At 65.6% G+C, this 12,415-nt stretch carries 12 protein-coding genes; 1 reads left to right on the plus strand and 11 read right to left on the minus strand.

Annotated elements, in window-relative coordinates:
- Window positions 1-49: 49 nt before the first annotated feature.
- Window positions 50-478: a large conductance mechanosensitive channel protein MscL gene (mscL, locus tag AC1ROK_RS07180; RefSeq protein WP_492845285.1), complete on the minus strand. Its 429-nt coding sequence runs from the start codon at window positions 476-478 to the stop codon at window positions 50-52.
- A 233-nt stretch (window positions 479-711) separates the two neighbouring features.
- Between mscL and AC1ROK_RS07185 the strand changes: the two genes are divergently transcribed.
- Window positions 712-2,328: a hybrid sensor histidine kinase/response regulator gene (locus tag AC1ROK_RS07185; RefSeq protein ID WP_492845287.1), complete on the plus strand. Its 1,617-nt coding sequence runs from the start codon at window positions 712-714 to the stop codon at window positions 2,326-2,328.
- Here AC1ROK_RS07185 and AC1ROK_RS07190 read toward each other — a convergent pair.
- The 10 genes from AC1ROK_RS07190 to AC1ROK_RS07235 all read right to left on the minus strand — a co-directional run bounded on the left by AC1ROK_RS07190 (window position 2,325) and on the right by AC1ROK_RS07235 (window position 12,355).
- Window positions 2,325-3,362 (minus strand): LacI family DNA-binding transcriptional regulator, encoded by a 1,038-nt coding sequence (locus AC1ROK_RS07190; RefSeq protein WP_492845289.1) that lies wholly within the window; start codon window positions 3,360-3,362, stop codon window positions 2,325-2,327. The genes AC1ROK_RS07185 and AC1ROK_RS07190 overlap by 4 nt on opposite strands.
- Window positions 3,363-3,429: 67 nt before the next feature.
- Window positions 3,430-4,467, minus strand: a complete 1,038-nt coding sequence (locus AC1ROK_RS07195; RefSeq protein WP_492845291.1) for a M14 family metallopeptidase — start codon at window positions 4,465-4,467, stop codon at window positions 3,430-3,432.
- A gap of 10 nt (window positions 4,468-4,477) precedes the next feature.
- Entirely contained in the window at window positions 4,478-5,650 is a 1,173-nt protein-coding gene (locus AC1ROK_RS07200; RefSeq protein WP_492845293.1) for a mandelate racemase/muconate lactonizing enzyme family protein, read from the minus strand.
- Between the two features lie 21 nt (window positions 5,651-5,671).
- Window positions 5,672-6,532: an amidohydrolase family protein gene (locus tag AC1ROK_RS07205; protein ID WP_492845295.1), complete on the minus strand. Its 861-nt coding sequence runs from the start codon at window positions 6,530-6,532 to the stop codon at window positions 5,672-5,674.
- 7 nt (window positions 6,533-6,539) lie between these two features.
- Window positions 6,540-7,220 (minus strand): RraA family protein, encoded by a 681-nt coding sequence (locus AC1ROK_RS07210; protein ID WP_492845297.1) that lies wholly within the window; start codon window positions 7,218-7,220, stop codon window positions 6,540-6,542.
- Between the two features lie 44 nt (window positions 7,221-7,264).
- On the minus strand, window positions 7,265-8,032 hold the full coding sequence (locus AC1ROK_RS07215) for an SDR family NAD(P)-dependent oxidoreductase (RefSeq protein WP_492845298.1): 768 nt from the start codon (window positions 8,030-8,032) through the stop codon (window positions 7,265-7,267).
- A gap of 43 nt (window positions 8,033-8,075) precedes the next feature.
- Complete coding sequence (locus tag AC1ROK_RS07220) at window positions 8,076-8,927, minus strand: carbohydrate ABC transporter permease (RefSeq protein WP_492845299.1); 852 nt, start codon at window positions 8,925-8,927, stop codon at window positions 8,076-8,078.
- Entirely contained in the window at window positions 8,927-9,811 is an 885-nt protein-coding gene (locus AC1ROK_RS07225) for a carbohydrate ABC transporter permease (protein ID WP_492845300.1), read from the minus strand. Before AC1ROK_RS07225 ends, AC1ROK_RS07220 begins: the two co-directional genes overlap by 1 nt.
- A gap of 6 nt (window positions 9,812-9,817) precedes the next feature.
- The gene (locus tag AC1ROK_RS07230) at window positions 9,818-11,107 is read right to left on the minus strand and encodes an ABC transporter substrate-binding protein (protein ID WP_492846363.1); all 1,290 of its coding nucleotides are present in this window, start codon (window positions 11,105-11,107) and stop codon (window positions 9,818-9,820) included.
- 588 nt (window positions 11,108-11,695) lie between these two features.
- Window positions 11,696-12,355, minus strand: coding sequence for a response regulator (locus AC1ROK_RS07235; protein WP_326870037.1), 660 nt, complete (start codon window positions 12,353-12,355; stop codon window positions 11,696-11,698).
- Window positions 12,356-12,415: the final 60 nt, after the last annotated feature.

Below are 12,415 nucleotides of genomic sequence, written 5' to 3' on the forward strand. Positions count from 1 at the left end.
GCACGCCGGGCAAGCGGCGTGCGTTCCAAACGCAGCAGACGTCACGCGCTTACTTCTGCGCCTTGATGGCGTCGCGGATCTCGGTGAGCAGCTTTTCTTCGGTGGTGGGGGCCGGCGGCGCGGCGGGAGCGGCAGCTTCCTTCCTGCGCAGGCGATTGATGCCCTTGACCACGAGGAACAGCACGAAGGCGATGATGGTGAACTTCACCACGGCGTTGATGAACAGGCCGTAGTTGAGCGTCGCGACGCCGGCGGCGCGGGCTGCGGCAACGGACGGGACCGGGACGTTGTTGGGGTTGGAGATGACGAGGAACAGGTTCGAGAAGTCGATGCCGTTGAGGATCAGGCCGATGATCGGCATGAACAGGTCGTCGACGATGGACGAGACGATGGCGCCGAACGCGGCGCCGATGATCACACCGATGGCGAGGTCAATGACATTGCCCTTCAGGGCAAAATCGCGGAATTCCTTGAACATGTAAGTCCCCTTGGTTGGCGGCGCCGACTGGCCTCCCCGTTCTCGGCAGATGACCCAAGCCGCGCCCTCGATTGAGTTTTTCTCTGTTTGGGCGACAAAGCAACTCAACTGTTGCGTCGGCCGCGCGGCGTTGCCACCCCCCATTGAAGATACCGTGATAACAGCCCCGACTTTGTGCGGCCTTGCGACAGCGGGAGCCGGGGCAGATATTGGGGTGGGGCACGGAATTCGAGATGGTCGAGACGCTGACCGAGACACAGGATTCGCTGCGACAGGCGATCGAGCACATCCCGCAAGGGGTGGCGGTGTTCGACCGCGACCTGCGGCTGGTCACCTGCAACTCGCGCTATGGCGAACTGCTGGCCGTGCCGGCCGAGTTGATGCATGCGGGGACGGCGCTCTACGACATGGCGCTGTTCGTCGCCCGGCGCGGCGATCTCGGCGCCGGTGACGCCATCTCGCTCGCCGCGCAGCGGGTGCAGACGCTGACGCAGTCGCACACCACCGTCAGCCAGCGGCTCGGCGCCAAGGGCCAGGTACTGGAGTTCCACTCCTCGCGCCTGCCCGATGGCGGGCTGGTGATCAGCTTCGCCGACGTGACGGCGCGCGTCGATGCCGAAACCGAGCTCGCCAGCATCAACCAATCGCTCGAGGGCCGGGTCGAGGAGCGCACCGCGGCGCTGATCCGGGTGAACTCGGAGCTCGAAGTGGCGCGAGCCAAGGCCGACGCCGCCAACCGTGACAAGACCCGGTTCTTTGCTGCCGCCAGCCATGACCTGCTGCAGCCGCTGAACGCGGCGCGGCTCTATACCTCGACGCTGGTCGAGCGCGCCGGGGGTACCGGGCTCGACGAGTTGGCGCACTCGATCGAAGCCTCGCTTACCGCGGTCGAAGAGATCATGGCGGCGCTGCTCGATATCTCGCGCATCGATGCCGGTGCGGTGAAGCCGGCGGCGATGCCGTTCCAGGTGCGTGACCTCTTGAAGAAGGTCGATGTCGAGTTCGCGCCGCTGGCGCTGAAGAAGGAGATCGACTTGAGGCTGGTCGACACTTCGCTCGCCGTGGTGGGCGACCGGGCGCTGACGGCGCGCGTCATCCAGAACCTCGTCTCCAACGCAATCAAGTATACCCGGCCCGGCGGCCGGGTGCTGGTCGGCGCCCGACTGCGCGGCACCAGGGTGCGGTTCGACGTGATCGACACCGGCATTGGCTTCAACAAGGACCAGCACGCGCTGATCTTCGCCGAGTTCAGCCGGCTGGAGCACGGGGCGCGGATGGCGCAGGGGCTCGGCCTCGGGCTGTCGATCGTCAAACGCCTGGTGACAGCGCTTGGCCTCACCATGGAGCTGGAGAGCAAGGAGGCGCGCGGTTCACGTTTCTCGCTCTACCTGCCGCACCATCGCTCGCTCAAGGTGATGCCCGAGGAGGGGCCGGCACGCGAACCGACCTCCAACCTCAATGGGTTGCGGATTCTCTGCGTCGACAACGAACGCGCCATCCTTGATGCCATGGAAGGGCTGCTTGGCGGCTGGGGATGCGACGTGCGTTCGGCCCGCTCGCTCAAGGACATCGACAAGGACGGGCTGCTGCTCGGCTGGCTGCCCGACCTGGTGCTGATGGACTACCACCTCGACCAGACCTCCGGCCTCGATGCGATCGAGTGGCTGCGCCACAATGTCGGCGGCCACCTCCCCGCGGCCCTGGTCACCGCCGATCGCAGTCCGGCGGTGCGGGCGCTGGCCGAGGATCGCGGCATCACCGTGGTGACCAAGCCGGTGAAGCCGGCGGCGCTGCGCGCCACGATCAGCCAGTTGGCCGGCCAGCGCGGCCGGAAGCGCGTCGAGGCCTAGGCCGCGCGCGTCGAGCCGCGCAGCACAACCTCGACCGGCACCACCATCTCACGGAAGGAAAAGCTGCCGGTGTCGAGCCGGTGGAACATGGCATTGGCGGCGGCTTTGCCCAGCCGAAATGCCGGGGCGGCGACCGTGGTGAGTTCGGGCGTGGAATAGCGGCCGAACTCCAGGCCGTTGAACCCCGCAACCTGGATGTCGTCGGGGACCTTGCGGCCAATGTCCTGCAGGTAGCGCATCGCAGCGATTGCCATCTGGTCGTTGCCACCGATGACGATGTCGGGTGCATCGCCTTTGGCAAGAAACGCGCCCAGCGCGGCCTGGCAAGCCTCAAAGCCCTCGTTGGCGGACTTGACCACGCTGAGGCGAACCTCGGGCCGCCCGGCGAGGATTTCGCGGATGCCACCCTCACGACGCTGCATGGCAGCCCATTCCAGCGCCGGAACGAGGAACAGCACGTGACGTACCGTGTCGGTCACCAGGGCGCGGGCCAACTCGCGTGCGCCACCCCGGTCATCGAAATGGATAGAGGCGGCATCGCGGACGTCGTCCGGCACCTCCTCCTGCAGGATGACCAGCGGCTGGTTGGTGGCGGCGATGCGTTCGACCACGCGGCGGCGGGTCGATCTGGAGCCGGAGAGCACCATGCAGAAGCCGTCGGTCTCGATATTGCGCAGGAACGAGGCCTGCTCGACCTCATCGGGGCCGACCCCATGCAGGATCGTGTTGTAGTCGAGCCGATGCAGCTCGGCGGTGAGGCCGGCGAGCATGGCGGCGGTCAAGGGGTCGGAGAGAAAGAACGGCGAGGCATCGACCAGCACCACGCCGATGATCTGGCTGCGTTGCGTCCTGAGGCGCCGCGCCAGCGCGTGCGGGCGATAGCCGAGCTCCTGCGCCACGCGCCGGACGCGCGCCGAGAGGTCCGGCCCCACGGCGCCCGCTCGGTTGTTGAGCACGTTCGAGACGGTCATAGGCGTTGTCTGGGCCAGCCGCGCCACGTCCTTGAGCGTTACCGCCTTCTTGCTAGGGGGCAAGTTTCCTCCAAGGGCATTAGAATCTGCCTTTTTGAGGCATATTATCCGCTTGAGCTCTCGATGTCTGTCAGCTCACCCAGTCCTCGATCTGGCCAATAATGGCGATGTGCTGGCCCTGGCTGACCCGGGTGCCCCAGGCTTGCGCGGCGAGCAGCCCGTCAACCTCGGCGCGAACCGGCCAGGGCGCTGCGTCGGGCCGCTGGAAATCGTGCAGCATGGCTACGATCTCGCCGGCCTTGACCGGATCGGCAGGCTTCTTCAGCGCCTCATAGTGCCCATCGAACGGGGCGACGGTGATGCAGCGGCGGTCGACCGTCGAAATCTTGCGCTGCGTGCCGGCGGCGTGGTGCGCAATCGGCACGACCTCGCCGCTGAGCTGGTCCCAATGGATCGCTGCTGCACGGATGCCATGGCGGGCGAAGCGAATGCCGTCGGGCTGGGCCGAACGGCCCCAGCCGAGCTCGGCGCCGATGGTGATCTTGCCCAGCTGCTCCGCTTCGCTGGTCAGCAGCCCCGGCGTTTCGTTCTGGTAAACGAGGACAATCGGCGAGCCGAACCAACGCGCCGTCTCTTCGATGCGGCGGTTCTGCTCGGGATCGGGGATCGGGTGGAAGCTCGGCCCCAGCGCGAACTGCGCCACCTCGCCCCCGGCATGCATGTCGAACACCACGTGCACGTGTGGCCAGATCGTGGTGCGGACGAAATCGGCGATGCGGTGCGTAATGCGCCCCAAGCTTGGCGTGCGGCCCGCCTGCTCGACGAAGGCCCGGTTGAGGTTCACCCCGTCATCGTCGACCGAATCCCGCGTCCCCACCCGGAACGCCGCGACATTGAGCACCGGCACCAGGATGACGCGGCCGCGCACATCGGCGATGTCGATCTCACCCAGCAGGTGCTTGATCGCTATCGGCCCCTCATACTCGTTGCCATGGGTCGAACCAAAAGCCACCAGCCCCCTCCCCGGCTGCGCCTCGGGGCCGACGAACACGGTGAGCGGAACCAGATGGTCGCCCCAGATGCCATCATGCGGCAGCGCCACCCAATAGTCGCGGCGGCCCGGCGAGGTGAGATCGAGTTCGGCGGCCTTGACGATGCGACGGTCCATGACTGTCTCCTCAGCGGGCTCGATGCGCGTCGACAAAATCGGTGTCGACATCGATGCCGATGCCGACGCCAGCGGGGATGGCGATGCAGCCCTCGGCATCCAGCATCAGCGAGGTCGGCGCGATGCCTGCCGTCAGCGGGCTCTGGCTAACGTTGAACTCGACGAAATGCGCCCGCGGCAAAGTCGCGATGAGCTGCAGGCTGTAACCGGTCAACAGGTGGGTCAGCCAGGAATGCGGCACGAGGTCGATGCCTGCCCGCGTGGCCAGTTGCGCCACCTGTTTCGCCACGGTCAGGCCGCCGCAGCGCGTCAGGTCGGGCTGGATGACGTCGACACAGCCGCTCTCGATGAAGCGGGCGAACTCCCACACCGTCGAGACCTGCTCGCCCGCCGCGACCGGCACCGGGCTCGCGGCCCGCACCGCGGCATACTCGTCGAAATTCTCGGGGTGGATGAAATCCTCGACCCAGCGCACGTCATAGTCGCCCAGCCACTGGCAGAGCGTCTGGTTATCGGCGCGACTGCGCGGTTGCATGCGGTTCGGCGTCACCGTCGGATACCAGCCGGGATCGACCATCAGGTAGCGATCGGGCCCGAGCGCCTGCCGGGCGGCCGCGACCAGTTCGCGGTCCCTGCCCGGATCCTGGCCGAACACCCCCCAGCCGAACTTCACGGCGCGGTAGCCCTTGTCGATATAGCCGTTGGCGGCTTCGATCATGCCCTCGGGCGTCGAGCGGAACAGCGTCGAGGCATAGGCCATCACCTTGTGGCGCCGCCGCCCGCCGAGCAGCTCGGCCAGCGGCATGCCGGCCGCCTGGGCCCGGATCGACCACAGGCAGTTGTCGAGGGCCGAGATGCAGTGCATGGCGATGCCGCGCCGGCCGTAATAGGCGCTGCCGACATAGAGCTTGTCCCACAGCCGCTCGACATCGAGCGGGTTCTCGCCGACGAGCAGGCTCCCCAGCGTCTGGAAGCCGACCGTCGCCATGCCCTCGCCGGCAATGATGCTGACCGCCGCGGGTGCCAGCGTTTCCACATCCGACCAGCCGGTGAGGCCTTCGTCGGTGGCGACCCGGATCAGCAATTGCCAGTCGCCATTGTCAGTAGCCTCGGCGCCGCTGGCCCCTGCGCCATAGGCGGCAGTACCGCGCAACAGGATCGGTTCGACCTCGGTGATCTTCATCTTTGCCTCTTCAGTTACGGATCACGAGGTGAAACCGCCATGCCACCAATGCTCGAACGGGTTCGAATAGAGGATCGAGTCGATCGTCGTCTGGCTGATCCGTGGGAGCCTCGTGCCCTCGACCTGCTCGTTGATGGCTTGCAGCCCATCGATCGATTCCCGCACCTCGGCGAAGGGGAAATCGGTGCCCCAGAAAATCTTGTTGCGGTCGTTCACCCGGTATTCCTGCGCGGTGACGAGGGTGTTCCAGAACTGCCACGGCCGATAGAACAGCGCCGACACTTCGGCATAGACGTTGGGGCGCTTCCGGATGACGGCGATGCACTCCTCGGCCCAGGGGTGCGCCATGTGCGCCATGATCATCTTGAGGTCAGGGTAGCGCGCCGCGATGGTGTCGACATCGAGCGGCCGGCCATACTCGATCGGCGCGTTCTCGGCGAAGGTCGTGCCCATATGCATGGTCAGCGGAATATTGCGCTTCGCGCAGAACTCGTAGACCGGCACCATCCTCGGATCGAGCAACGACACCCCGTTGTAGATCGGGCCGAACTTGACGCCCTTGAGCCCGAGATCGTCGATGGCGTGCACCAAAAGGTCCATGTAGTCGGGCCGGCGTGGATCCATGGCGGCAAAGCCGACAAACTTGTCGGGATATTTCTTCACCGCCGCCGCCGTCACCTCGTCATCGCCGTCGATGCCGGCGCTGTCGCCGTAGCGCAGCGAGAAGATGATGGCTTTGTCGACCTTCGACATCGCCGCGTAGACGGTGTCGGCATCGGCCAGCTGGCTGACCGAACCCGGCCGCGAGGTGGCGGTGCCGGTGGTCAGCAGCGGGCGGACATGCTCGGGATTCCAGATATTGACGTGGCAATCGACGATCATGGTGCCCTCACAAGACGCCGAATTCTTCGTACACTTCGGCGAGGCTGCGCCCGGCCAGCAATGCGGCCTTGGTCTTGTTCTCGCCCTTGAGCCGCTCCGTCGCTGCGGCGACCACCTGGGCCTCGATGGCCTGGGGCACCACGACGACGCCATCGCCATCGCCGAACACGATATCGCCGGGGTGAATGCTGACGCCGCCGCACTGCACCGTGACATCGGTGTCGATGACACGCGCCCGGCCCTTGCTGTCGAGCGGTCCGATGCCACCGTGGAACACCGGAAAGCCGAGGCTGCGGATCTCGGCGATGTCGCGCACTAGGCCGTCCATCAGCGCGCCCGCCGCACCGCGCACCTTGGATGCGGTGCTGAGCAGACCGCCCCACGGCGCGATCCGGCCCGAAGTGCCGCAGGCGCAGACCACCACGTCGCCAGCCGCGAGGCTGTCGATCAGCTTGATCTCGCCGGCATGCGGGTTCTCGTCCGGTCCGGGCTGCTGATAGATATCGGCGTAGATCATGGTACGCGCCCGCCCGACCATCTTGAGGGCGTCATCGAGCGGCCGGATGCGTGATTGGAGCGCCTGGCTGCGGTGGCCGAGTTCGTCGAGCACATCGGAAAGCAGGGCGGAGAAAAAGCTCTCGCGCATCAAGTGCACGACCGGGTCGGAGCTTTGGCGGTCAGCGTTCATTTTGGTCAGTTCCGTTAGTAGGAGGTTGGTCGGTGGCGGCCCGGTCAGACCCAGCCAGCATCGACGATGAAGTTCTGCCCGGCACAGGAGCGGCTCTCGTCGGCGGCGAGGAACAGCACCATGTTGGCGATGTCAGCGGGCTGGATGCGCCGGTTGCTGAGCGACTGCCGGGTCGAAATCTGCTGTTCGGCGGCTTCGTCGATGTAGGTGGAGAGCTGCCGCTCGGTCATCACCCAGCCCGGGATTACGCAGTTGACCCGGATGTTCTCGGGCCCCAGTTCGCGCGCCATCGAGCGGGTCATGCCTGAGATCGCCGCCTTGGCGGTGGCATAGGCGATGGTCCTGGGGGCGCCGAACAGCCAGACGGTCGAGCCGATATTGATGATCGAGCCGCCTCCCGCCTCTGCCATGGCCGGGCGCACCGCCTGGGCGGCGAAGAAATGGTGCCTGAGGTTGCGCGCCATGCGCTCGTCCCAGTATTCGGGCTCGACTTCGGCGATCGTGTGCGGATCGTCGCTGGCGGCATTGTTGACCAGGGTATTGATCGGGCCGAAGCGTGCGATCACGGTGGAGATCGCCAGCCGCAGCGAGGCGATGTCGCGGATATCGCAGTGCTGGTAGAACGGCGCTGCGTGCCCCTCGGCCGAAAGCGCCGCGACTAGCGCCTCGGCGCTCGTATCGTCGATATCGACGAACGCCGCCTGTGCGCCCTGGCGCGCGAACCGCGTCACCATCTCGGCGCCGATGCCGCTGGCCCCGCCGCTGACCAGGACCACCTGCCCCCTGAGGCTCGGATAGATTGCCCCGGTCATTGCCAGCCCTCCCCGCTGCTCTTCTGCTTGTTGCTGTTGTCGATCACGATTTCACCGACCCCGCCGTTAGGCCCATGAGGAAGTAGCGCTGGAAGATGGCGAAGACGACGAGCGTCGGCACCATGCTGATCACCGTTTGCGCCGTCATCGCCCCGAGGTTCTGCGTGTGCTGCAGGCTCTGGGTGGCGATGCCGACGATCAGGGTACGCTTGTCCTCGCTCTGGGCGATCAGCAGCGGCCAGAGGAAACTGTTCCAGGTGTTGACGAAGGTGAACACCGCCAAGACGATCGCCGGCTGGCGCGCCAGCGGCACGATGATCTTCAACAGGATCTGCAGCGGATTGGCGCCATCGATCTTGGCCGCCTCGAGCAGCGCGTCGGGGATTTCGGAGATGAACTGCCGCATCAGGTAGACCCCGACCGGCGCCGACAGCAGCGGGATGATGAGGCCGGCATAGCTGTTGACCAGCCCCAGCCGCGCCACCAGCACGTAATTGGGCAGGAGCGTCACCGCGAACGGCACCATGACGGTGGCCAGCATCGCCGAGAGCAGCCAGGCGCTGCCCCTGAACTTCAGCTTGGCGAAGGCGTAGCCGGCGAGCATGTCGACGATGACGGTGAGGATGGTCACCGCCGTGGTGACGATGATCGAGTTGATCAGCCACTGGATCGATACCTTGTCGGCAAACACCCCGAGATAGTTGGCGAGGGTGAACGGCGCCGTGCTGCTGGCCAGGGAGTCGAAGCTGGTGATCGGCTTGAACGAGGCGACGACGACGAACAGCACCGGGCAGATAGAAGCGAGGACCACGAGGATCAGCAGCGTGTGGGTGCGCAGCGCCGCCCAGACCTGGCGGCTGCTGAGGCGGACCCGCGGTCGAGAGTGAGGCGCCATCAGCGCGCCTCCCGGCTGCGAGTGAACAAGACGATCGCCCCGGCGAGGAGGATCGAGAACACCATCACCGCGACGCTGATGGTTGCCGCGTAGCCGACCGAACCGCCCCCGAACACCGATTTGTAGATGTACCACATCACCGTGTAGGTCGAGGTGCCGGGCCCGCCCTGGGTCAGCACGAAGATGATGTCGAACACCTGGATGGCGCTGATCGAGGTGAGGATCAGCACCAGTTGCAGCACCGGTTTCAACAACGGCAGGGTGATGTGCCAGAAGGCGCCGCGCGGGCTGATGCCATCGACGGTACCCGCTTCGTAAAGCTCCCTGGGGATGCCGTTGAGGCCGGCAAGGAAGATGAGGCTGTAAAAGCCGACCGAGGCCCAGGCGCTGATCAGCGCCACGGCGATGATCGCCACCGTGCCCGACTGCAGGTAGCTGAGCTCGAGGCCGAATGTGTGCTTGAAAAAGCCGTAGATCGGGCCGGCATCGCGATCGAGCATGATCTTCCACACCAGCCCCGTGGCCGAAACCGAGAGCAGCGAAGGCACGTAGATCAGCGAGCGATAGACGCCGCGAAACTTGACCTGGCGGGCGAGCAGGATGCCGACGCCGAGCGCCAGCCCCACGGTGACCGGAATGTTGACGGCCATGAACAGCAGCGTGTTGCCGATGGTCGAGCGCAGCAGCCCATCGCCGAGCAGGGCGCCGAAGTTCCCCAGCCGGACAAACCTGAACTTGCCGATCAGGCCACCTTGAAACAGCATCAGGTAGAAGGTGTAGAGGAACGGCACCACGACGAACGCGCCGAACAATCCGACCTTCGGGGTGAGGAAGACGAGAGCGGAGATGAACTCCGCCCTCGCCTGTGCCTTGATCGCCTGCATGAGGTGCTAGAGCCCGGCGTTGGCGGCGAGGGTAGCGGTCTGCTGCCTGGCGTCGGAGATCATCTGATCCAGCGGCTTCTGGCCGCTGAGGTAGTTGTTGATCTCGCCCACCAGATACTCATAGCCGTTATACGGCAGGGCCGCCGGGAACAGCATCGACTTGGTCTGCGGAAGGGCGGCGGCGAGGAAATCGTAGGCCCGCTTCTCGCTCACCTTGCCGTACATGGCGGCGGCATCGGCATTGGTGCTGACCGGGAACAGCAGCGACTGCGCGATATAGTCGTCGTACGGCGCGCCTGATGTCACATACTTGATGAAGTCGAGCGCCGCCGCCTTGTTGGCGCTGGCTTCGGCGATCACCAGATAGCCCGCCGCCCCCGAAACGAACGCCCCTGCCGGGCCCGCCGGCGGCTCCACCACTTGCAGCCGGGCATCGGGGAAGTTGACGAACTGCTGGACGTTGGCTTCCACCCATTGCAGGCCCGCCTTGCCGGCCGGCAGCAATTCGGCCCACTGCGTTGCATCGGCATAGAGGGTGAGCGGCGTCGCAGCGCCGCTATCCTGCAGCGCCTTCAGATGCTCGAGCGCGGCGCGGCCCTCGGGCGTATCGAAGCCGATATCCTTCATGTCGGCGCTGAACGGCGTCACGCCATAAGAGAACAGCACGTTCCAGATGTAGTTGATCACCACCTCGTAGGAGCCCGGCCAGGCCATGCCGTAGATCGCGACCTTGGACTTGTCGAAGGCGGGATCGCCGAGCGGCTTGCCGGCTTCGTCGAAGGTCAGTTTCTTCGCAAACTGGAGCAGTTCGTCATAGGTCGTCGGCAGCGCCGGCTTGCCGGCCTTTTCCCAGACCGCTTCGTTGAGGGCGAGGACGAAGCGGCTCGAGATGTAAGGGTAGCCGAAAAGCTTGCCGTCCTGCGTGGCGGACGCGATCATTGCCTCGTTGATCGCGCTGGTATCGAGCGCCGGATCGATCGCCCTGAGATCGGCGAGGAGGCCATTCGTGCCGAACTGGTTGAGCGTGTTGGTGACCTGGTAGGAGACGTCGGGCGCCGTGCCGGAAACGAAAGCGGCGGTGTACTTGGCGAGGAACTCGGCCCACGGCACCAGCAGGTGCTCGACGCTGTTGCCGCTCGCCTCCCTGAACCCGGCGACGGCGGTCGCCCAGTAGGCGTTCTCGCTCTCCGCCGCCATGTTCGGCATCTTCCAGAACTGCAGCGCAACCCCATCTTGCGCGAAAGTGCGACCGGCAGCCGCGGCGAGCGCGGTACCGGCCATCAGCGCGGCAGACATTGTCAACAGACGGCGCCGGGTGACCGGCGCAACGGCACTATGGTTTGACAACGACATCTGTATCCCTCCAGATTTATCGATAAAGTGAAACTGCACGACGATCGTGAGGTTTGTCAATCGGGATTGCACGAAAGCATCCGGATTGCTGCACCATCTCGCGCAACCCGGCCAACCAGCCGACATATATCGATAAATCCATTTGGGCGACGATCATGACCCGGCGCGCCCGGATCGATCCGCCCTACGGACCCCCAACATCGCGACGTTCGCCGAAGACCACGGCAGCGCGGGCCCAAGCGAGCCGAGTACGGCGCCCCCTGGCAGCCGTCACCTGGGGCCGCACGGCGGGTGCCACCCAAAAATCAGTCCTGGTTGAGAGCGATCATGTTGCCGGCGAGGCCGCGGAACCACGCAACCGGCTTGAACTTCGGAGCGCGGTGCGTCCCGCTGCTGTCGGCCCTGGGGATGGCCATCCCGTTCGAAACGCACCGCTGGCGGTGAGTTCAGCGACAGGGCTCTTGATATCGGGAGGTTTCAGGCCCAGCCATGCGCGGCACTGGCGGCCGCCGGGGTCGGGCTGGCGGAGGCTTAGGCCCCCGACAGCAACTCGTCGAACTGGCCTTCCTCGATCTTCGACGCCGCGATCACTGCCTGGGTGCGGCTGTCGACGTCGAGTTTCTGCAGGATTGCCGAGACGTGAGCCTTCACCGTCGCCTCGGAGATCGAGAGCTCGTAGGCGATCTGCTTGTTCATCAGGCCGTCCGAAAGCATCATCAGCACACGGACCTGCTGCGGGGTGAGCGTTGCAAGGCGGCGCATCAGGGCGGACTGGTTGTCCTCGGCCGGGAACTCCATGCCTTCGGGGACGAACACCTCGCCCGACAGCACGGTTTCGATGGCGCGGCGGATATCGGCCGGGCCGACCGATTTATGCAGGTAGCCCGAGGCGCCGAGCTCGAAGGCGCGACGGATGATGCCGCCATCCTCGACGGCGGTGACGATCATGACAGGGATTTCGGGGTACTGGGCGCGCAGCAGCAACAGGCCCGAGAAGCCCCGCACGCCGGGCATGTTGAGATCGAGCAGCACTAGGTCGCAATCTCGATCGGCCTCGAGCGCGGCACTGAGCGCCGCAAGGTCGCCCGCTTCCTCGACCGAAATCGACGGATCGCCGCCGGCCAGCGTCTGGCGCAGCGCGGCGCGGAACAGCGGGTGGTCGTCGACGATGATGATGCGACGGGTGGTCATCTTACGCGTGAACTCCTGGGCACCCTACCTAACAAGCAGCTTGCCGCTTTTGTATCCCAC

It is taken from the genome of Devosia sp. GW821-FHT12F11, from assembly GCF_058806655.1.

What these genes read in the sequence shown, in the direction of transcription:
- mscL (WP_492845285.1), bottom strand. Translation starts at nt 478, where the DNA reads ATGTTCAAGGAATTCCGCGATTTTGCCCTGAAGGGCAATGTCATTGAC.
- AC1ROK_RS07185 (WP_492845287.1), top strand. Translation starts at nt 712, where the DNA reads ATGGTCGAGACGCTGACCGAGACACAGGATTCGCTGCGACAGGCGATC.
- AC1ROK_RS07195 (WP_492845291.1), bottom strand. Translation starts at nt 4,467, where the DNA reads ATGGACCGTCGCATCGTCAAGGCCGCCGAACTCGATCTCACCTCGCCG.
- AC1ROK_RS07200 (WP_492845293.1), bottom strand. Translation starts at nt 5,650, where the DNA reads ATGAAGATCACCGAGGTCGAACCGATCCTGTTGCGCGGTACTGCCGCC.
- AC1ROK_RS07205 (WP_492845295.1), bottom strand. Translation starts at nt 6,532, where the DNA reads ATGATCGTCGATTGCCACGTCAATATCTGGAATCCCGAGCATGTCCGC.
- AC1ROK_RS07210 (WP_492845297.1), bottom strand. Translation starts at nt 7,220, where the DNA reads ATGAACGCTGACCGCCAAAGCTCCGACCCGGTCGTGCACTTGATGCGC.
- AC1ROK_RS07215 (WP_492845298.1), bottom strand. Translation starts at nt 8,032, where the DNA reads ATGACCGGGGCAATCTATCCGAGCCTCAGGGGGCAGGTGGTCCTGGTC.
- AC1ROK_RS07220 (WP_492845299.1), bottom strand. Translation starts at nt 8,927, where the DNA reads ATGGCGCCTCACTCTCGACCGCGGGTCCGCCTCAGCAGCCGCCAGGTC.
- AC1ROK_RS07225 (WP_492845300.1), bottom strand. Translation starts at nt 9,811, where the DNA reads ATGCAGGCGATCAAGGCACAGGCGAGGGCGGAGTTCATCTCCGCTCTC.
- AC1ROK_RS07230 (WP_492846363.1), bottom strand. Translation starts at nt 11,107, where the DNA reads ATGTCTGCCGCGCTGATGGCCGGTACCGCGCTCGCCGCGGCTGCCGGT.
- AC1ROK_RS07235 (WP_326870037.1), bottom strand. Translation starts at nt 12,355, where the DNA reads ATGACCACCCGTCGCATCATCATCGTCGACGACCACCCGCTGTTCCGC.